We start from the raw sequence: 20112 nt of genomic DNA, 5'->3' as shown, positions 1-20112 counted from the left end.
CTTTACAGCCTTTCCAGCAACTTTTTTTGGGGTTGCCATAGGTCTAGCTTTTTTTGTGAACTAATACATTGATTTTACTGTCATTAATCGTTATCTCAGTTCCATCCGGTAATTCGGGTACTATTTCCAGGCTGTCTGCCAAAATTTCCGTGCAAATATAATTATTAAAATTAATTATTGCATGTCTCAAAGTTTCTGGCGCTGTCAGTTTTACCGCTATCCGGTCTGTCAGCTCAAACCCCTGCTCCTTCCGCATTTTCTGGATACGATTCACCAGCTCCCGGGCATGCCCCTCCTCCTCCAGCTCGGGGGTGAGGGTAATATCCAAGGCTACGGTCAGCGGCCCCTTGGCAGCCACCGTCCAGCCCGGAATGTCCTCCGAGAGGATCTCGACCTCGTCGAGCGACAGCTGCAACGATTCCCGCTCCAGCTGCAGGGTATGGTACCCCTGGCGCTCCAGCAGGGCAATATCGTCCTGGGTAAACCCGGCAATAGCCTGGGCCGCCGCTTTCATGCGGGGTCCAAGCCGGTTGCCCAGCGCTTTATAGTTCGGCTTTATCTTTTTCCGGATAAATCCCGTGTCCGTAAGATACGCTATCTCTTTTACGTTGACCTCGCTTTTTATCAGGGCTTCCACTTGCTCAAGCTGGGACCGCATGGCCGGGTCCTGCAAAGGGATCAATACCTTCTGTAACGGCTGACGTACCTTAATGTTCACTTTTTTCCGCAACGAAAGCACCAGCGAGGATATATCCTGCGCCAGCTGCATCCTTTCCTCCAGGGGAGCGTCTATCGCGGAAGCGTCGGCCTTGGGAAAATCGTTCAGATGAACCGAACTCACGGGCTGACGGCCGGTAACGCCGTTGAGCCGGGTAAACAGCCAGTCGGCAAAAAAGGGCGACACGGGGGCCATCAGCCCGGACAGGGTCTCCAGGCATTCGTATAGCGTCTGGTAAGCGCTGATCTTATCGGCCGCATATTCCCCTTTCCAGAACCGGCGGCGGCACAGGCGTACATACCAGTTGCTGAGCTGCTCATCCACAAAGTCCTGGATCAGGCGTCCTGCCCGGGTGGGCTCATAATCGTCCAGGCTTTCCGTGACCGATCTTACCAGGGTATTGAGCAGCGATATGATCCAGCGGTCGATCTCGGGCCGCTCTGCGGGGGGGATATAATCTTCCCGGAAGCCAAAGCCGTCCAGATTGGCATACAGGGCAAAGAAGTTGTACGTATTATATAAGGTGCTGAAAAGCTTGCGCTGGGCCTCCTGGATACCGCCCAGATCGAACTTCAGATTGTCCCAGGGAGAGGCGTTGGTGATGAGGTACCAGCGCGTGGCATCGGCACCGAACCGGCGGATGGTCTCGAAGGGATCCACTACGTTGCCCACGCGTTTGCTCATCTTGTTCCCGAACTTATCCAGCACCAGGCCGTTGGAGACCACCGTGCGGTAAGCCAGGCCCGGGTATTTTTCTTCGGTGACCGGCACGCCGTCTTTCTCCAGCTCGGCCCGGATCTCTTCCTTCAGCAGGGCGCTGATGGCATGTAGCGTGTAGAACCAGCCCCGGGTCTGATCCACGCCTTCGCAGATAAAGTCGGCCGGATAGTTCCGGGCAAAGGTTTCCCGGTTTTCAAACGGAAAATGCCACTGGGCAAAGGGCATGGCCCCGCTGTCGAACCATACGTCCACCAGGTCGGGTTCCCGCCGCATGGGCAGGCCTTTGTCGCTCACCAGGATGAGATCGTCCACATAAGGCTTGTGCAGGTCCAGCTCTTCCGGCTTCAGCTCGGCGCTGCCAGCAGGCATTATCCCGGCCTTTACCGATTTTTCCAGCTCGGCTTTCAGCTCCGCCACGGAGCCGATGCATTTCATCTCGCTGTGGTCGTCCGTAGCCCATACGGGCAGGGGGGTACCCCAGAAGCGGCTGCGGCTCAGGTTCCAGTCCACCATGTTTTCCAGCCAGTTACCAAAGCGTCCTTCCCCGGTCGCCTTCGGCTTCCAGCGGATGGTTTTGTTGAGCGCCACCATGCGATCCTTCATCGCCGTGGTACGGATGAACCAGGCATCCAGGGGATAGTAAAGGACCGGCTTATCGGTACGCCAGCAATGGGGGTAGCTGTGCTCGTATTTTTCTACCCGGAAGGCGCGGCCTTCCTTTTTCAGCTTTACGGCGATATCCACGTCCACCTCGACATAGTTCGCCTCGTCGCGGTAATTTTTTACATAGCGGTGGCTGAACTCGCCCAGCCCTTCCACGAAGCGGCCCTGCCGGTCTACCAGCGTCAGGATACCGATATCGTACTTCTTGCCGATGCGGTTGTCATCCGCGCCAAAGGCGGGGGCGGTGTGCACGATGCCGGTCCCGTCCTCGGTGGTCACAAAATCCCCGAGCAGCACCCGGAACGGGTCTCCCCCGGCCTTCTCCGCGGTGTTGGCCGGGTAAGGCATCAGCTGCTCGTAACGCATGCCCTCCAGGGCCTGTCCTTTGAACTCAGCCAGCGTCTGCCAGGGAATGATCTTATCGCCGGCCTGGTATTTTTCAAAATCCGCCCCTTCTCCCTCCGGACGGAAATATTTTCCCAGCAGGGGTTTGGCCAGTATCACATGCACCGGCGCATGGGTATAGGGGTTAAAGGTTTTTACCAGCACATAATCGATATGCGGGCCCACGGTAAGTCCGAGGTTGGACGGGAGCGTCCAGGGGGTGGTGGTCCAGGCCAGGAAGAAAAGGGGCGCGGCGGCTTCCGGCTGCACGCCGGCATGTTCGCCCGCCACCCGGAAAAGAAAAGCGCTCCTTTCATCGGCCACGGTCTTGAACATGGCCACGACAGTGGTATCTTTTACATCGCGGTAGGTGCCGGGCTGGTTCAGCTCGTGGGAGCTGAGTCCCGTGCCGGCAGCCGGCGAATAGGGCTGTATGCTGACGTCCTTGTACAGCAGTCCTTTTTCAAAAAGCTTTTTGAGGAGCCACCAGAGCGTTTCGATATAGTCGTTGGTAAAGGTGATATAGGGATGTTCCAGGTCCACCCAGTAACCCATCATCCGGGTAAGCTCGTCCCATTTGTCTTTGTACCGGAGCACTTCCCGGCGACAGGTGGCATTGTATTCCGCTACCGATATCTTTTTGCCGATGTCTTCCTTGGTGATGCCGAGCATGGCTTCCACACCCAATTCCACGGGCAGGCCGTGGGTATCCCAGCCCCCCTTGCGTTTTACCTGGAAGCCCCGCATGGTCTTATAGCGGCAGACGAGGTCTTTCAGGGTCCGGGAAATGACGTGGTGGATACCGGGCATGCCGTTGGCTGAAGGAGGCCCTTCGTAAAACACAAAACAGGGCGCGCCTTCGCGCTGCGATACGCTTTTCCCGAATGTGCCCGCTGCATCCCACTGTTCCAGCATTTCCCGCTCTATCGCCGGCAGGTCCAGCTGGGTATATTCCCGGTATTTTTCCGACATAAGTATGCTTTGAAAATGGGGGCAAAGTTACGAAAATCGTCCGTGAAGGCCGCGTGTCAATTCTGGTTTGATTTTTGCAATTTCCAGCAAAGCAACCCGCTGAAAGGTACCCGGGAGGCCGGATAAGCCGGTTGCACAGGCCTCAAATACAAAAGCCATGAAAAAAGCTGTTCTGATGTTGTTCATGCTGGCGGCCGTCACGGTCGCTTTCGGGCAAAAAAAAGCGCGGGAGACCGCGCCGGCGCCGGTCCGGAATGCGCTGAAGGAAAATTTTGCCAACGCTTCGGACCTGCAGTGGCATCGGGCCGCCGACAATTGGGTAGCTGTTTTCAAAACGGAGGAAGGTCCCGCCCAGGCAGAATTTACCCCGGAAGGCACCTGGGTGGCCACGCGTATCGAGCTGGCGCCTACCCAGCTCCCCGACACGCTGATGCATAACCTGCAGCTGCAATACCCGGATGCCACGGTGAAGACGGTTACGCACATCACCCGTGCGGATATCGCAGGGTATTATAAGATCGACGTGGACCGGAACGGCATGGCGGCCACCCTGTTGGGAAACGAGCAGGGGACGCTCACCGAATAAGCAATGCCCTATTCTATATTATGACCCCTTTGAAATCAGAAAAAGCCGTCCTGCATCAGTAGGACGGCTTTTTTATTTTCCGGTGCTCCGGGTAAAGCCGGGGATGCCGCACACCCGTCCTAACGGGACTTGCCTTTCCGGCCTGAAGGGGGACGGTTTTCGAGCAAACGGATGATCTTTTCCTTATCCTCAAGCGCCGCCTTCAGGTCGGCAATCCGCTCCCGCAGCTCCAGGAGCAACGTGTCCTGCAGGGTGAGGTAAAGGTTTTCCGCTTCGCTTGTGCCGGTCCCCCCGGAATATCCGTTTCCTTCCCGGATCATCTTTCCTTTCCCCGTCAGGAGCCAGTCCCTGCTGAGCTCCGGGAAATGCAGGACGATGCGGTCGGCAATGCGATCGCCGATCTTGCCGCCGCCTTTCCTGTTGTTCCGGAAGTAACCGTTGGAAAGGCCGCCCAGGCGTTCAAACCTGCCGGGGGTAAGCTCCTTATACTTTCTGAACTCATCAAGCCGGTCTATGGGACGTAAAGACATGGGTTTTTTTCAGGGAAGAGGAAAAAATTTTTATTTTCTAAGAAAAATAAATACCTTGTGGACGAATTCCCGGAAACAAGATTACGAATGTAAGCATTTCCGGGAAAACAGCCCAGGTTTCTCTTTTGATCTGTCTTCCACGCCAAGGACCTTCTCAACACGCTTACCGGCAGATCTTCGTTCCTACACTGTCTGCGGGTCCCCTTTATTATCGTATATTTTTCTCCTGGCTGAACGCTGCACAGGCCCCGGCTTTCGCTGCTGCCTGTGCCTGTTTGTTCATCTATTTTTTCATCCATAAAATCCGTTATTATGTCACGTTTATCCATGCATATGCAGGATGCCTGCCTGCACCGCCTGTCGCTCAAGGAAATTGTCGAGCCTTATGCGGGCATCGTTGCTTTTTTCGAATGCTGGGGTCTGCCCGAGGGCCGGAAAACGCTGTCTTTTGTGCTCAGGGCGGCCACCCGCGACAAGAAAACCTATATCGAGGATCACGGGGATCTGCTGTTCTTCTATGAAAATATGGAGAAGCTGGTAGAATCGGCCTTCCTGGTACACCGTCTTTTTAAGGAGTCGGCGTATGGCCAGACCTTTGCCGCGGTACTGGAAGACGCGCCCCGGGAGCTGTTCGACGAGCCGGATCCCGCGCTTTACTGCGGCGGGCTCGGCGCCGGCCAGCGCTGGGATTATTTTCCGCGAAGCCTCAGCAGAAGGGAGTTTCTCGATCCCTACCAGGTTTTGGAAGATTTCTTCGATTTCCGGACGCTGCCCGAATGGCGGGAGGTGCTTCTCGAGCTGCTGTCCCATGCCTTTTCCAATGCGCACGCCATCGAATCTCCGGTACTCCGGGATATCATGGACATGCAGCGATACCTTCATAAGCTTTTGGAGGCCGCACACCTCATCTATGTACGGGAAGTTTTTGAAATAGAGGGTCAGCAGATCGTCAAGTACCGACCCGATGTACCGCCGCTGAACATTCCGGCGCTGCAGCCGGACGATGAGGACGCGGACATGGACGGGGCTCCCGATACCGGGGAGGACGATATTTACCGGGAAAACGAGGATATCGATACGGAAGCATAAGCCCGGCGAATGATTACCTTTATGGTTTCTACTCAAAGTATCCGGGATGATGCGTTATATAGGGCGATTCCTGCCGGCAGTCTGCCTTCTTCTGGCGGGCTTTACCGTGCAGGGCCAGCAAAAAGAGGAAATCAAGGCCCGCACTTTTCTCCGCCTGCTCAACGGGGAGCGCTTCGCACAGGCTTCGGCCATGACCAGCGCGGCTTTCCGGCAGCAGGCGGACACTGCGGCGCTGAAAAAGGCCTGGGAGGGTCTCGAAACCCATTTCGGCGCTTATGAGCGGCTTGGCTCCAGCTCGGTGCTCCGCCGGGATTCCCTGACGGCGGTGCTGATCAATACCCTTTTTAAAAAGAACAGGGTGGAAATACAAGTGGCGTTCGACCGGTCCGGCAAGGTGGTGGGCTTTCACACCCTCAAGGTGGCGTCCCGGGAGACGGTGCAGGCGGAGAGCGACAGTGCGGGCGGCTTCCGGCAGGTGCCGGACAGCCTGGTCTTTAGTGACGGCACCCTGAAAGGCACGCTCATGCTGCCCAAAGACAGCATGCCTGTGCCGGTGGCCCTGATCATTGCCGGATCGGGCCCCACGGACCGGAACGGCAATAATGAAAACGGTCTCCATACGGACACCTATAAGCTGCTCGCTGAAGGGCTTGCCGCAAAGGGAGTGGCTACGCTGCGGTATGACAAACGGTATGTGGGTCAAAGCAGTCATTTTGACCTGCAGGTCCCGCCGCGTTTCGAGGCTTATGTAACCGATGCAATCGCCTGGATACAACAGCTCGGGAAGGATCCGCGGTTTTCAAAAGTGATCCTTATCGGCCACAGCGAAGGAGCCCTGATCGGGACGATTGCCGCGCAGGAGCCGGGAGTTGCGGCCTTTATTTCCATTGCGGGCGCGGGGAGGCCGCTGGATGATATCCTCCGCACCCAGCTGGAGCAGGCGAAGGTGCTGCAGCCGGATTTCCCCCTTGAGGATGCCGGCAGGATACTGGATAGTCTGAAACAGGGGAGAGCCGTCCGGGATGTGCCCGTAGCGCTGCAGGATCTTTTTGCGCCGGGGGTGCAGCCCTTCCTGATATCCGACTTCCGTTATGATCCCGCGGTGCAGTTAAAGCGTGTAGCCGTCCCCGTATTGCTCATCAACGGCACCCACGATATCCAGGTTCCGGCCAGCGAGGCGCAGCTGCTGTCGCAGGCGGATCCGCAGGCTACCCTGCGGCTGATCGAAGGAATGAACCACGTGCTGAAGGACGCGCCGGCAGACCGGGCGCAAAACATCGCCACCTACGGACGGGCGGACCTGCCGCTCTCCGCGGGGCTGCTACCGTCCATTACGGCCTTTTTGCAACAGCATCATATCCTCCCATAAAAAAAACCGTTCTGCCTTTTGCAGAACGGTCCTTTTGGTTTTTGATATCTTCATGGGCGGGCGGAATTTCAGGTATCATCAGGATTTGAGGAGATGCCCATGCTTTCAGGTAGCACAAAGAAACTTCCTTTTTTCATCCCCGGGCACGCCGATCCGGAAAATCAATGATCAGATGCGGAAAAAGGGCGCCGCCCCTCAGCATACTTTCGTCGGGATCGCGCCGGGATTTACCCGTGGCGATGTCCGCCGCCGATCGGGAAGGTGCCTCCCAGGTTGAGGATCATCTCGTAGGTACCGAAGGCCTGCCGGGCTTTCCCCTCGTAAATCTTCAGCCCCCAGTAATTGGTATAGACCAGCTTGTTGCAGTATTCCAGGTAAACGTGGCGGAAGAAGGTCAGGCGCAGCGCCGCTTCCGTACCGATATCGAGACCGCCGAACTGGAATCCCCTGTCGTTGTTTTTGTCATAGATGGTATTCTGCACGTGGGGATACATAAAACCCACCCCGCCCTTCAGCAGCAGCGCCGCATTCAGGTTTTTGTAATTCACATACGGAAGCTGGAGCCGGCGTACCAGGTTGAACAGAAAGAAATTGGCGCCGTTGTTCAGCTGATATTGAAGAATATCGGGCGTGTTCACCACGTACTCGTTCACCGGCTTATGATTCATCGTCCCGCTGACGTGCAGCAGCTGACGGGGGGCCACCACATACTTGGTATGGTCAAAGTTGAGCTCCACCGCCCAGTTCTTTTTAAAGAAATAACCGATCCGGTAGTTGTATTGCGGAATGGTAAGCGCCTCCTGGAAAAAATGTCCGTTCCAGCCGGGCTTGTCCACGGCAATGGTATTCTTAAAGACGTAATGGTTGCCCAGGGAGGGCTGGCTGATATGAATGTTACTGTGCGTATACCATTCCTTATTGTATCCCCAGGAGAAGTAAAATGCCCCTTTGTCTCCCAGGTTCTGCTGCGCCTTCAGCTCATGTCCTGTCAGCAACAGGGCGGAGACCGCGATGAGGGTCCGGCAAATCCTTTTTTTCATCTGTTGATATCTGATTCTTTAATGGTTTAATGTTTCTTCCTTGCTTTTGCAGACAACCTGGTCAAAGGGATACACTTTCGCGCGGAGCGACCGGAGCAGGATGGAAATAACGGTGCATTTCCCCCCTTCCCCAAAAATGCGGCAAAGTTAACGGAAAGCCGGGAATATATATCGCCGTTTTACCGGCCCGGAAGGACGGCTGCCGGGGCCGGCGCACGGCGCGCGGTTACCGGGCACCCGGCGGGCAATGATCGAGCAGGTAACGGGTAAGCAGGTTATAAAGATGCCGCGTGGTGCCCGCGCCTTCGCGGATACCATGGGTACGGTTTGGGTATTCCATCATATCGAAAGGTTTTCCGGCCTTTACCAGCGCATTGATCAATGCTTCCTGGTTCTGGTAATGCACATTGTCATCCCCGCTGCCGTGAATGATCAGCAGGTTACCCTTCAGCCCTTCCACATGGTTGACGGAAGATCCTTTTTTATAATAGGGAAGATCTTCCGGCAGCAATCCCATATAGCGCTCTTCATATATATTGTCGTAATACAGCAGGTTGGATACCCCGGCTACCGCCATGCCCGTTTTGTAGATATCCGGATACTGGAACATCAGGTTCTGGGTGGAAGATCCGCCGCCGCTCCAGCCCCATACTGCGATCCGGCTGCTGTCCACCCAGGGCCATTTGAGGATTTCCCGGGCCGCCATGGCCTGGTCCCGTACGTTGAGGACGCCGATTTGCTTAAAGACTGCGCGCCGCCACCGCCGGCCCTTGGGTACGGGAGTCCCGCGGCCGTCCACCGAGATGATGACATAGTCCCGGTCTGCCAACTGCTGGTACCAGGGGTTGGGCGCAAATTTATCCACTACCGTCGCGCTGGCGGGCTCTCCATAGACAAAAAACAGTACGGGATATTTTTTGGTGGAGTCAAAATCCGCCGGTTTGATCATCCAGCCATCCATCGTGACGCCATCCGCCGTGGTGACCCGGAAAAAGGATTGCGGATTACGCATAAACTCCTGCTTCTGCTCGTCCGTCAGCTCAAAAGAGGGCGGCTCAAACAGGGATTTCCCGTCTTTCATCCGCACAAACTCGTCGGAAGGCATAATATCATGACTGGAAAAGCTGTGTACGGCATACTGCCCGTCCGGCGACATGTTGTATTCGTGCGTACCTTTCCGGGCATCGGGGGAAACCGCTGCCGGCTTCCCTTTTCCGTTCAGCTTACTGCGGTAGAGGTATTGCTGGGTGGCGTTTTCGGGAGAGGCATAATAATAAAGCCATCCGTTCTGACGGTCGATACCCGGCAGGTCTATCACATCATAGTTTCCGGGGGTGATCAGCCGCTCGTGCTTCCCGTCGCGGTCCATCCGGTACACATGCTTCCATCCGTCTTTTTCAGTGGTCCAGAGCAGCTCCTTCCCGTCGTTGATCCAGTCCCAGCCGGGACGGTCGTATTGCCAGATATAATTCAGTTCGATCCAGGCGGAATCGCTTTCCTCATAGATGGTCCTGGCCGCGCCGGTACGGGCATTCACCAGCATCAGCCGGCAGGTATCCTGCTTCCGGTTCAGCTGCTGCACCATCAGCTCATCCGCATTGCCGGCCCAGTCCATACGCGGCAGGTAGTGCTGCACCGGATCGCCCGGGATGTCCATCCAGCGGGTCCGGGCGGTGGCGACGTCCACCACGCCGATCTTCGCGGGAGAGGGGTCGTAGCCCACTTTGGGATATTGCACCGGTATGGTGTAGGAATAGACCGAATCCGTGGTATTCAGCATCAGGTAGTCGCGGATATGCGAAGCGTCGATATGCCAGTAAGCGATGGATTTGCTGTCCGGGCTCCAGCGGAAGCCGTCGCGGCAGAACAGTTCCTCTTCGTAGGCCCAGTCGAAAGTACCGTTGATGATCTTGTCGGTGCCATCGGTGGTAAGCTGCCGCCGGGTACCTGATCCAAGGTCTTCCACATACAGGTTATGCCCGGATACGTAAGCAGCCTGCCGGCCGTCGGGCGAGACCTTGGCAAACTGCAGCGAGGACGCCGGCAGCCCTTTTCCCAGCTGCATCAGCTTCCGGGCCCGGGTATCATACAGCCAGAAATCGCCCCGGGTCCGGCCCCGCCAGACCCTTTTGGAATTGTTAAAGATCAGCAGCTTTCCCTGCTCAGGATACCAGGTATAGGATTCAGCGGCGATAGGGTCCGCGATACCTGCGGGCTTCAGCGACGCGGAGGATACCAGCACCTGCCGGGCAAGATCTTTTTCGGGATCATACTGCGCGATCTCATATCCTCCTGCAGCCAGCTTTTCCAGGCGGGTAAACAGGTGGCCTGTCTTTTCCCACTGCACATCGTCCAGGCTGCCCAGGTCCGGCACGGCATCCCATTGCAGGCTTTTATAAGACCAGGCATGATGCAGCGGCTGCGCATGAGCGGAAAAAACCAGTACGGCCAGTGCTGCTATCAGTACGGGAATACTACGAAAACAACGTCTTGACATGAAACGGATGATTTTACGGATGCAACAGAACAGACGGGCGCTACCCCGCCGGCAAAAATGGGGAAAGTAACGAAATTTATGTCAACCGGCGAAAACAGGCCCACCGGGTTTAGCGCAGTAATAATTCACAGGGTTTCAGCCCGGTATGCTTTTTAAACGCCGTGCTGAAATGAGAAATACAGGAATATCCCATCATCATCGCCACCTCCGAAACCGACAGTCCCCTGTCGTACAACAGCTGACGGGCTCTTTCCATACGTTCTTTCTGAAAATAATCGTAAATGGTAGTGCCGTACATGGCCTTGAATCCCTTTTTCAGATAGCATTCGTTCATGGCCACCTTCCGGGCCAGCTCACGGATGGTAACGGGCGCGTCGAGATGCTCCAGGAGGATATCCCGGGCCTGCACGATCTTGTCCCGGTCCTCTACCTGGGTCAGAAAGCGGCAGCCGTACTTTTCATCCGGATCGTTCCGGATAAACTGGTCGGAGCTGTACAGCAGCAGCTCCAGCGCCTTGCTTTGCAGAAAAATGTTCTGCAGCATACCGTCGTACCCGTGGTGGACCATGCCCTCGAGGGCTATCTTGGTTTTGGTACAGGGCTGGATGGTCTTTACAAAGGAGCGGTTGCCGTTTTTTTCAAAGATATCCGGCATATGAGTGGCCTGAAGGGTATCCAGCAGCGAGGGGTGCAGGGTGATGCTGATCACATCCAGCACGGCCTGTTTGTCTGACGGGGTTCCCCCCTCTGCCGCTGCTTTTGCACAGGCGGTATTTTTACAGGCGGGGTTGTTGCAGTAGCGGTTGCCGACCATGCAATAACGGAGCTGTACCCGTTGGGACTTTTTGCCGCTGGCAGGCTGGTAATACACCACGCCCACGTCTTCCACCGGCAGCATTTCGGGGTAAGCATAGCGGTGCAGCCGGAAGTCGAAGCCTGCCTTCACCTTCACCGAACGCTCTTCCACCAGCTTTACCTGGTCTGATAAAGCCGGCTGCTGTATGGCAAGCGATAAAATATCCTCCGGTTGCTCTTTCATTTTCAGTTCTTTTTGCACGGTGTCCGTAACGGGCCGGTAAAGCGCTGTCCGCTCCCAAAGGGTAACGGCCGGGCAAAAATACGAAGAATGTGCCAATAGTTCCGGTTTGAGGGTTCCGGTTTCTCGTTTATCTGCCGGGAACGACCCTCCCTCCCTGCCTGGATGAACAATGGCCGGGAAAGGGGATCAACCGTGCAGAAAAAACCACTGAATTTGTTGAAAAATAGGGGCAAATTTCTTATTTTTGCATGTTATACATCATTTTCCATCAAAAAGAAATTTCCACTGCAAATATGAGTGAAGAAACGACCACGTCGCCGGCGACAGCAGCCCTCTCCAACGGATATAATGCGGACAGTATACAGGTACTGGAAGGACTGGAAGCGGTACGGAAGCGTCCCGCCATGTATATCGGCGACATCAGCTCAAAAGGTTTGCACCATCTGGTTTACGAGGTGGTAGATAATTCCATCGACGAAGCCCTGGCCGGCTATTGCAAAAACATCGAGGTTACCATCGAAGAGGACAATTCCATTACGGTCAGCGACGACGGACGCGGCATCCCGACGGGTATGAATACCAAGGAAAACCGTTCCGCGCTTGAGATCGTGATGACGGTGCTGCATGCCGGCGGCAAGTTTGACAAAAATACCTATAAAGTATCCGGCGGCCTGCACGGGGTAGGGGTAAGCTGCGTAAATGCCCTGTCAACCGCTTTGCACGTAACCGTGTACCGCGAGGGCAAGATATTCGAACAGGAGTACCGTACCGGCATTCCCCAGTATGCTGTCCGGGAGATCGGCATCAGCGATAAAACCGGGACGACCACCCACTTCCTGCCGGACAATACCATCTTCCGGGAAGTGGTCTACAACCGGGAAATACTGGCTTCCCGCCTGCGGGAGCTGTCTTTCCTGAACCGCCGTATCCGCATCACCCTTACGGACATGCGGGAAAAAGACGAACAGGGCGCTCCGCTGACGGAGACTTTTTACTCCGAAGGCGGCATCGTGGAATTCGTGGCGCTGCAGGACAAGACCGGGCGCAGGGCGCCCCTGCTGCCCTCCCCCATCTCCATCGAAGCGGTGGATAGCGGCACCAATGTGACCGTGGAAGTGGCCCTTCAATACAACGATTCCTTCAGCGAGAACATCTTCTCCTACGTCAACAACATCAATACGATCGAGGGCGGAACCCATGTGGCCGGCTTCCGCCGGGCCATCACCCGGGTATTCAAAGCCTACGGCGACCGGAACAAGCTTTTTGAAAAGGTGAAGGTGGAGGTCAGCGGGGACGATTTCCGGGAGGGCCTCAGCGCCATTATCTCCGTAAAGGTACCCGAGCCCCAGTTTGAAGGACAGACCAAGACCAAGCTGGGCAACTCCGAAGTGATGGGTGTGGTGGACAGCTCGGTGGGCGGTGTATTGGAAGCCTATCTCGAAGAACACCCGAAGGAGGCCAAGACCATCATCAGCAAGGTCATCCTGGCGGCCCAGGCGCGGCATGCCGCCCGCAAGGCCCGGGAGCTGGTGCAGCGCAAAAGCGTGCTGACCGGCAGCGGGCTCCCCGGCAAGCTGGCCGACTGCTCCGATACCGACCCCGAGCAATGCGAGCTGTTCCTGGTGGAAGGGGACTCCGCAGGCGGCACGGCCAAACAGGGACGGGACCGCCGTTTTCAGGCCATCCTGCCGCTGCGCGGCAAGATCCTGAACGTGGAGAAGGCCATGGAGCACAAGATCTACGAAAACGAAGAGATCAAGAATATCTTTACCGCCCTGGGCGTCACCATCGGCACACCCGAAGACGACAAGGCGCTGAACCTGGCCAAGCTCCGCTACCACAAGCTGATCATCATGACGGATGCCGACGTGGACGGTTCTCATATTGCCACCCTGATCCTCACCTTTGTTTTCCGCTATATGAAAGCGCTGGTAGAGCAGGGTTATGTATACCTGGCCCAGCCGCCCCTGTACCTGGTCAAGAAAGGCAAGGAGCAGGAATACGCCTGGACGGAAGAGCAGCGCAAGGCGGCCATACGCCAGATCGCCGGGAATGGAAAAGAAGAAAATGTAACCGTACAGCGTTATAAAGGTCTCGGTGAAATGAATGCCGAACAGCTCTGGGAAACCACCATGAACCCCGGCACCCGTATTCTCAAGCAGGTAACCATCGAAAGCGCTGCCGAGGCCGACCGCATCTTCTCCATGCTCATGGGCGACGAGGTACCGCCCCGGCGCCAGTTTATCGAAACGCACGCCAAGTACGCCAATATCGATGCCTGACGGCGATCATAGCTCGCCGCGGGATTTGACTTCCAGATAACGGTTCACCGTGCTGACCGTCACCTGTTCGGGAGCGGTCAGCAACGCGAGGATACCGTATTGGCGCAGCTCTTTCAGGATGCGCTGCTTTTCGTGGGCAAACTGTTCGGCAATGGTCTGCGTATAGACGGCTTCAAGATCGCGGGCGGGCGCTTCCCTGATCTTCCGCAATTCCGTATTCTCAAAAATAACCACCAGCAGCAGGTGATGCCGCGCTATCCGGCGCAGGTAAGGCAGCTGCCGCTGCAGGGCAGTCAGCGTTTCAAAGTTGGTAAACAACACCAGGAGGCTCCGGTGGGTCACCCTTGCGCGCAGCAGCTGATACAGCTTTTCATAATCACTTTCCAGGTACCGGGTCTTCTGGTTATACAGCAGCTCGAGGATAGCCGACATCTGCACGGCCCTGGCATCGGCTTTGAGAAAAGTGCCCGGTGCTTCCGAAAAGGTGATCAGCCCGGCCTTGTCCTGTTTCAGCAAAGCCACATTACTGAGCACCAGCGCCGCATTGATGGCATAATCCAGCAGGCTCATGCCGTTGAAAGGCATCTTCATTACCCGTCCCTTGTCGATGATGCAATAGATCTGCTGGCTTTTTTCCTCGGTATAATGGTTGACCATCAGCCCGCCCCGGCGGGCCGTAGCTTTCCAGTTGACGGTCCGCATATCATCGCCCTGCACATACTCCTTGATATGCTCAAACTCGGGGCTGTGCCCTACCCTGCGGAGCCGCCGGATGCCGGCTTCGCTCAGGCGGTTGGCCAGCGCCAGCAGCTGGTAGCGGCGCATCTGCAGAAAACCGGGATATACCGGCACGGTCAGGGGAGTTTCAAAACGGTAGCGCCGTTCTATCCAGCCCAGCCGGGAACGTGCATATACGTTTATCTTCCCGAATTCGTAAGCGCCGCGGCGGACCGGACGCAATCCGTACCGGATATGCTGCTCGCGTCCCGGGAGCACGGAAAGTGTGAATTCGGTATCCCGTTTCCGGAACTGGAAGGGCACCTCGTCGATAACGGTGAGGCGCACACGAAAACGGTACCGGCTTTTCACGTAGATGAGAATATCGTTTTCATCGCCGTTGCTGAGCCGTTCGGGAGCGATCCGCCGGGCAAATATGCTGCCGCCCCTGCCAAACAGCAGGAGGTAATCCATCGCGGTCAGCAGGAAGAAAAGCCCCAGCAGCAAAAACGGCAGGTCTCCCGGCCAGCGCAGGAAAAAACGCAGCACAAAACACACGGCCACTACAGCCCCGGCCGCATAAAAGACCGGCGTAAAGTAGAGGGGGGCGATATATTTTTTAAATGGCATCTGCTACCGCGGCACTTCCGTTTTTTTCAGGAGTTGTACAATGATCTCATCGGCCGTCACGCCTTCCATCTCCTTTTCGGGCGTCACCGCCACACGATGCCGCAGCACGGAAGGCGCCGTATCCACGATATCTTCGGGCGTCACAAAATCGCGGTCCCGGATAGCGGCAAAGGCCTTCGAAGCCTGCAGCAGCGCCAGGGATGCCCGCGGCGAAGCCCCCAGTGAAAGCTCGCGGCTGTGCCGGGTTTCGTACACAATGCGGGCAATATAAGCGATCAGCGGTTGTTCGATATGCAGCTTATGGATGCTGCTGCGCAGCGCCAGGATATCGGCGGCCTGCAATACGCGGGACACCTGTTCGAACGGTATCCTCAGGCCATCGCCCCTTGCCTGGAACTGCTCCAGCATCCGCACCTCATCTTCCAGCGCGGGGTAGTCCACGGCTATCTTAAAAAGGAAACGGTCCAGCTGCGCTTCGGGCAGGCGGTAGGTCCCCTCATGCTCCACCGGGTTCTGCGTGGCCAGGACGAGGAAGGGAGCCGCCATGGGGTAGGTACGGTTATCCATCGTCACCTGCCGCTCTTCCATGACCTCAAACAGCGCCGCCTGCGTCTTTGCCGGCGCCCGGTTGATTTCATCGATCAGCACGATATTGCTGAAAACAGGGCCGGGCTTAAACTGAAATTCGCCATGCTGCGGGTTAAAAACAGCTGTGCCCAGCACATCGCTGGGCATAAGGTCCGGAGTGAACTGGATGCGTGAAAACCGGATGTCCAGCGTCTGCGCAAGCAGCTTGGCGGCAAGCGTTTTGGCCACGCCGGGCACTCCTTCTATCAGGACATGCCCGTCCGCCAGCACGGCGGCGATCAGCAGCTCGATCATCGCTTCCTGTCCGACGATCACCCTGGCCATTTCCCGCTTTATCTCCTGCACGGCTGCGCTCAGCCGGCTCAGATCCGTCCGGGTAACAGATGGCTGCGATTCTTCCATAATCGTTATTTTACTTTTTTATAAAAATCAGTGAGGCGCCGGTTCAGGTCCAGCAATACGGCGTCGGACACCTGCTCCGCCAGCCTGACCTGCGCTATCCGCCCGAGCAGCTGCCGGATCCCGTCTTCACTCAAACCGGAACGCCGCGCCAGCTCCGGAGCCAGCGTTTCCGCCGGCAACGCCGGGGAAAGGTAAAAAGCGGTGCGGAGAAAATCATCAAAATACCCGATCTTTTTGCGCGCGATGCCGCGGTTATCGCCGTGGTTAAAATACACATTTCCGATGGTGCGCACAAAGTCCAGCGAAGTATTCTTCGGCGGCTCCCATACCGGTATGATGCGCTGTCTTCTCTTGGTCTCAAACAGCAGGAAAACGACCAGCAGCATTAGGGCCACCCGGAAAGCCCATTTCAGCCAGGGATCCGTCAGGAAAAACCGGAGCGGGTTCTGCGATCCGGTGGTCCCTCCCTGCTTGTAATATTCGTCCCAGTAAACCTTGCCTATGTCTGCGGGGAGACAGGAAAGCGCATCGGTCACATAACGGTTGTTCTGCCGGAACAGAAAAAAATAATTGCTGAAACATATCGGCGCTGCATGTATGAAAAAGGCGCCCTGCCCAAAAGGTATTTTTACAAAATTGGCCGCTCCGTTATGATTTTCTCCCAGCACCAGCGTACGGGAAGTATCCAACTCCGAGAAATAACCGTCGATACGGCTGCGGACAAAGGTATAGCTGCTGTCCCGCTTCAGGACGGGATGGGTAAAGTTGATCTTTACGGAATCCTGCTTCGGCAAAACCGCCAGGTTCCTTTTGAAATGCAGGCTGTCCGCCAGCCCGCCGTAGCCGGTGAAGGCGGCCAGGAATACATAATTGCCCTGCGCCACATAGCGGAGCAGCTCTTTTTCATCGGTAGCGGTAAGGGAAAGCTCCGGATCGATCAGGAGGTAGGCCGTATGCCGGTCGGTGGAGTTGTTCACTACGTTGTATACGGGCACCCGCTGCAAGACCACCCGGGCATCCGGGAAAATCGTCTTCAGGTTGTCATAAACCAGAAAGCTGCCATAGGGTATCTTGTCCTTCGCAGAAAGCGTCACCCGCCAATCGACCGGCACGGGCTTATAATACTGGGCCGCTATGTAAAGCAGCAGCAGGAGAACAAAAACGACGATATAGTTGCGGTAGCCTTTCATTTATCTCCGCCGGCTTCTGCTTCCGGGCGGTCCACCATAGTCCGGAACTGCTCGAAACGGTTACGTATATCTTCAAACTGACGGGGCGCTACGGGCATCTCTCCGTACCAGGCGTACTCATAGCTGCGGGTCAGCTCCCCGAACAGCGGCGCTGCCGTTGTGCCGGACAGCTCCTGCAGGTAATGCCGGTTGGTTTTGCCGGGCTGCCAGCGGATCATCGCCCGGTCGTTCAGCTGTTTCAGACACTGCAGGTAAAGCAGCCGTACGGCCAGCCGGTACTGCTTCTGCGCTATGGCAGCGGCCAGCGCAGCCTCAAAACCGGGGGCGTTGATGTCCTCCTCTCCTACGACATAAGGCAGCGCTTCCTCCCGGTTCTTCTTGCCCAGCAGGAGGATGGCATTCATCCCCAGCACACGAAAAAGAAAATAGCCCAGCACCCCGATGCACAGCCCCCAGAGCAATATGCGCAGGAGAAGACCTCCCCCGCTCCTGCCGAACAGGTCAAAATAGCGCTCCCAGAGCCAGTCCCAGAGCCGGCTCCAGAGTGAGGCATATGCGCTGCGGTCCTGCCGGTCGTACCGGAACTCGCGTTGCTGCCGGTATTTTTGCAGCTGCGCGGGACTTACCTGCCGCCGCTCCACCCGCGAGGAATCGTACCGCAGCGCATGCTGCCGGCCGTTAACCGCCGGAGACAGGCAAAGCAGATACAAGAAAGGCAACCAGCGCATGGACCCGTTTTTAAGCTTAATATTCTCCCGCATTTTCATAGAAAGGTGGCGGTATATCTTTCCCGATCTCGTCTATCTGTTTTAACAGCCCTGTACCGTCGCTGCGTTCCGCCAGGTTATAGTATTGCAATACCACGGCAACATAAAACACCATATAAAACAGATAGGCAAAAATGGTCAGCACGGACGATATCATACTGATGGTGGTCGAAACATTCTTGACCGTCAGGTAAGACAATATTCCGACGACTGCCGATACCGATACGGAGATCACCATGCTGCTGAAGCTGTAGATCAGATAGGCTACGGCGTAGATGCCAAGGGTAGACCAGAACTGATACCGCACAAGACTGAAGCAGCGATTGAAAACGCGGGAAAAAGTGCCGCCTTCCATCATGATCACCGGTACCAGCGGGGTGAAAACCACCCAGAAATATATGCCGGGAGCCAGACAGAAGAGGGTGCCGATCAAGGTCAGCACGAGCTTGGGAATACTGAACAACGCCGCTTTAAAAATGTACCGCCGGGTGAGCAACCAGACTTCACTGATATCGGGATGAACCCCGCTTTTCTGTTCATAAAGCAGCATATAGGCCGAAATGACGGTCTCCATCAGTACCCAAAGCAGGAAGAACATCAACAACATCACGAAATACAGCGGGGTGAACAGGGAGAGGACATTCCTGCTGTACGCCGGCGTACCCACCTGACCCAGTATCTTAAAAAGCGAGAGCTGACCGTAGCTGTAATAACCGCGCAGAATAGCCTCAGCCAGCATCACGGGCCCGCAGATCAGCAGAAAGATTTTCAGCAGGTTCGGAAAGCCGAGCTTGATAAACTGGAAGGTATCGTTAAAGCAATCTCCGAAAGCCCTTATTTTCCGGAGCTCAATTTTTTGTTCATCCATACCATAAAATTTTGGTCTCCGCCCGGGGAGTCCCGGGCTTTGTTTTTTTCCATTCGTTTGTGCAGCTGCCGCGGATAGCCGATGAAATACCAGCCCATAAATGCCAGCGAAGCCGCCAGGATAAAGAGGTTCAGCATCAGGGGCATCGTCTGGTAATAACGGGTGACAAAGCTTTCAAGAAAGGCCGCCAGCAGGATAACGGGGACCATCCCCATAATGACCTTAAGGCCGTCCTTTGCGGCGGAGCCGAGGGCTACCTTCCGGCTGTAGGTTTTCGGAAAAAGGATGGCCCGGGCCATGATAAGACCTGCACAGGCTTCCACCACCAGCCCCGATATCTCCAGCGTGCCGTGTATAAATACGGCAAGCAGGGCATCGGCGCCCAATCCCTTTGTAAAGAAAAAACCGACGAAGGCGCCCAGCATAATGGAGTTTCGCATCAGGAAGATCACGGTAAAAACGCCGGCCGTGATACCACAGACATAGATCACAAAAGCCACAAAAATGTTATTGAGGGCAATCTTCAGAAACATGCCTGCCGGAGCCGTTTGCGCATATACACCAAAAGGATCGCCCTTCTCGATATTTTCGAGAGTCATGTTTACATACCCGTCGCCCAGTATGGCACGGATAAACTGGTGATCGTACAGGGCAGACAGCACCCCGATAAACACGAATACGGCAAAGATGATGAAGGTATACAGGAGGAGACGCTGATGACGGTAGAACATCCAGGGCAGCTCATACCGCCAGAAAGAAAAAAAGCGGCCTCCCCTTTCTTTGCGGTTCCGGTATATATGCTGATGAAAACGCGCGGCCAGCCCGTTCAGATAGCGGGTGGTATTGCTGGCGGGGTAAAAGGTCCTGGCATAGGACAGATCATCGGTGAGCTCGATAAAGCCTTCCGCCAGCCGGTCAGGGTCAGGTTTCCCGCCCAGCTCGGATTCGTATTGTTTCCACTTGCCGGCATTTTTCTTTAAAAAGTAGGCTTCTCGCATAAAGGGTGCACTGCCGGACACCCGGCAGTGTCTGCAATTTATTAAAAAAGTCCTTACGATTTT

At 55.9% G+C, this 20112-nt stretch carries 15 protein-coding genes; 4 read left to right on the top strand and 11 right to left on the bottom strand.

The features are described from left to right. Positions 1–43: 43 nt before the first annotated feature. The gene (ileS, locus tag ABD851_RS02365; protein ID WP_344974722.1) at positions 44–3457 is read right to left on the bottom strand and encodes an isoleucine--tRNA ligase; all 3414 of its coding nucleotides are present in this window, start codon (positions 3455–3457) and stop codon (positions 44–46) included. A 157-nt stretch (positions 3458–3614) separates the two neighbouring features. Between ileS and ABD851_RS02360 the strand changes: the two genes are divergently transcribed. Further along, positions 3615–4043, top strand: coding sequence for a PepSY-like domain-containing protein (locus tag ABD851_RS02360; protein ID WP_344974718.1), 429 nt, complete (start codon positions 3615–3617; stop codon positions 4041–4043). 119 nt (positions 4044–4162) lie between these two features. On the opposite strand, the gene ABD851_RS02355 is transcribed toward ABD851_RS02360, so the two are convergent. Further along, positions 4163–4573 (bottom strand): hypothetical protein, encoded by a 411-nt coding sequence (locus ABD851_RS02355; protein WP_344974715.1) that lies wholly within the window; start codon positions 4571–4573, stop codon positions 4163–4165. 312 nt (positions 4574–4885) lie between these two features. Between ABD851_RS02355 and ABD851_RS02350 the strand changes: the two genes are divergently transcribed. Together ABD851_RS02350 and ABD851_RS02345 are read left to right on the top strand one after the other, a co-directional pair. After that, entirely contained in the window at positions 4886–5662 is a 777-nt protein-coding gene (locus tag ABD851_RS02350; protein WP_344974712.1) for a hypothetical protein, read from the top strand. A 46-nt stretch (positions 5663–5708) separates the two neighbouring features. Then, positions 5709–7031, top strand: coding sequence for an alpha/beta fold hydrolase (locus ABD851_RS02345; protein ID WP_344974708.1), 1323 nt, complete (start codon positions 5709–5711; stop codon positions 7029–7031). Positions 7032–7258: 227 nt separating this feature from the next. On the opposite strand, the gene ABD851_RS02340 is transcribed toward ABD851_RS02345, so the two are convergent. The 3 genes from ABD851_RS02340 to ABD851_RS02330 form a co-directional block, all read right to left on the bottom strand. Beyond that, positions 7259–8071 (bottom strand): hypothetical protein, encoded by an 813-nt coding sequence (locus tag ABD851_RS02340; protein WP_344974704.1) that lies wholly within the window; start codon positions 8069–8071, stop codon positions 7259–7261. Between the two features lie 226 nt (positions 8072–8297). Further along, a complete protein-coding gene (locus ABD851_RS02335; protein WP_344974701.1) occupies positions 8298–10568 on the bottom strand; it encodes a S9 family peptidase in 2271 nt (756 codons plus the stop codon). 109 nt (positions 10569–10677) lie between these two features. Further along, positions 10678–11607, bottom strand: a complete 930-nt coding sequence (locus ABD851_RS02330) for a helix-turn-helix domain-containing protein (RefSeq protein ID WP_344974698.1) — start codon at positions 11605–11607, stop codon at positions 10678–10680. 293 nt (positions 11608–11900) lie between these two features. On the opposite strand from ABD851_RS02330, the gene gyrB reads away from it, so the two are divergent. Beyond that, positions 11901–13889 carry a DNA topoisomerase (ATP-hydrolyzing) subunit B gene (gene gyrB / locus ABD851_RS02325; protein ID WP_344974695.1) on the top strand — a complete coding sequence of 663 codons (1989 nt, stop codon included), beginning with the start codon at positions 11901–11903 and terminating at the stop codon, positions 13887–13889. Between the two features lie 6 nt (positions 13890–13895). Here gyrB and ABD851_RS02320 read toward each other — a convergent pair whose 3' ends face one another. Genes ABD851_RS02320 through ABD851_RS02295 form a run of 6 tightly spaced genes read right to left on the bottom strand, consistent with a single transcriptional unit; the run spans position 13896 to position 20049 of the window. Beyond that, positions 13896–15236 carry a DUF58 domain-containing protein gene (locus tag ABD851_RS02320; RefSeq protein ID WP_344974691.1) on the bottom strand — a complete coding sequence of 447 codons (1341 nt, stop codon included), beginning with the start codon at positions 15234–15236 and terminating at the stop codon, positions 13896–13898. A gap of 3 nt (positions 15237–15239) precedes the next feature. Continuing rightward, positions 15240–16226: an AAA family ATPase gene (locus ABD851_RS02315; RefSeq protein WP_344974688.1), complete on the bottom strand. Its 987-nt coding sequence runs from the start codon at positions 16224–16226 to the stop codon at positions 15240–15242. A gap of 5 nt (positions 16227–16231) precedes the next feature. Further along, positions 16232–17416 (bottom strand): DUF4350 domain-containing protein, encoded by a 1185-nt coding sequence (locus tag ABD851_RS02310; protein ID WP_344974685.1) that lies wholly within the window; start codon positions 17414–17416, stop codon positions 16232–16234. Then, the gene (locus tag ABD851_RS02305) at positions 17413–18144 is read right to left on the bottom strand and encodes a DUF4129 domain-containing protein (RefSeq protein ID WP_344974682.1); all 732 of its coding nucleotides are present in this window, start codon (positions 18142–18144) and stop codon (positions 17413–17415) included. The genes ABD851_RS02310 and ABD851_RS02305 overlap by 4 nt, the downstream gene beginning before the upstream one ends. 16 nt (positions 18145–18160) lie before the next feature. Next, positions 18161–19051, bottom strand: coding sequence for a hypothetical protein (locus ABD851_RS02300; RefSeq protein WP_344974681.1), 891 nt, complete (start codon positions 19049–19051; stop codon positions 18161–18163). Next, the gene (locus ABD851_RS02295) at positions 19018–20049 is read right to left on the bottom strand and encodes a stage II sporulation protein M (protein ID WP_344974678.1); all 1032 of its coding nucleotides are present in this window, start codon (positions 20047–20049) and stop codon (positions 19018–19020) included. Before ABD851_RS02295 ends, ABD851_RS02300 begins: the two co-directional genes overlap by 34 nt. Positions 20050–20112: the final 63 nt, after the last annotated feature.

Origin of the sequence: Compostibacter hankyongensis, assembly GCF_039541075.1 — a bacterium.
GTDB classification, from domain to species: Bacteria; Bacteroidota; Bacteroidia; order Chitinophagales; family Chitinophagaceae; genus Compostibacter; species Compostibacter hankyongensis.
The sequence above is the reverse complement of the archived record's forward strand: the minus strand, read 5'-3'. Positions and strand labels throughout refer to the sequence as shown.

Coding starts and splice junctions, on each gene's coding strand:
- ileS (WP_344974722.1), bottom strand. CDS start 3,457: ATGTCGGAAAAATACCGGGAATATACCCAGCTGGACCTGCCGGCGATA.
- ABD851_RS02360 (WP_344974718.1), top strand. CDS start 3,615: ATGAAAAAAGCTGTTCTGATGTTGTTCATGCTGGCGGCCGTCACGGTC.
- ABD851_RS02355 (WP_344974715.1), bottom strand. CDS start 4,573: ATGTCTTTACGTCCCATAGACCGGCTTGATGAGTTCAGAAAGTATAAG.
- ABD851_RS02350 (WP_344974712.1), top strand. CDS start 4,886: ATGTCACGTTTATCCATGCATATGCAGGATGCCTGCCTGCACCGCCTG.
- ABD851_RS02345 (WP_344974708.1), top strand. CDS start 5,709: ATGATGCGTTATATAGGGCGATTCCTGCCGGCAGTCTGCCTTCTTCTG.
- ABD851_RS02340 (WP_344974704.1), bottom strand. CDS start 8,071: ATGAAAAAAAGGATTTGCCGGACCCTCATCGCGGTCTCCGCCCTGTTG.
- ABD851_RS02335 (WP_344974701.1), bottom strand. CDS start 10,568: ATGTCAAGACGTTGTTTTCGTAGTATTCCCGTACTGATAGCAGCACTG.
- ABD851_RS02330 (WP_344974698.1), bottom strand. CDS start 11,607: ATGAAAGAGCAACCGGAGGATATTTTATCGCTTGCCATACAGCAGCCG.
- gyrB (WP_344974695.1), top strand. CDS start 11,901: ATGAGTGAAGAAACGACCACGTCGCCGGCGACAGCAGCCCTCTCCAAC.
- ABD851_RS02320 (WP_344974691.1), bottom strand. CDS start 15,236: ATGCCATTTAAAAAATATATCGCCCCCCTCTACTTTACGCCGGTCTTT.
- ABD851_RS02315 (WP_344974688.1), bottom strand. CDS start 16,226: ATGGAAGAATCGCAGCCATCTGTTACCCGGACGGATCTGAGCCGGCTG.
- ABD851_RS02310 (WP_344974685.1), bottom strand. CDS start 17,416: ATGAAAGGCTACCGCAACTATATCGTCGTTTTTGTTCTCCTGCTGCTG.
- ABD851_RS02305 (WP_344974682.1), bottom strand. CDS start 18,144: ATGCGCTGGTTGCCTTTCTTGTATCTGCTTTGCCTGTCTCCGGCGGTT.
- ABD851_RS02300 (WP_344974681.1), bottom strand. CDS start 19,051: ATGGATGAACAAAAAATTGAGCTCCGGAAAATAAGGGCTTTCGGAGAT.
- ABD851_RS02295 (WP_344974678.1), bottom strand. CDS start 20,049: ATGCGAGAAGCCTACTTTTTAAAGAAAAATGCCGGCAAGTGGAAACAA.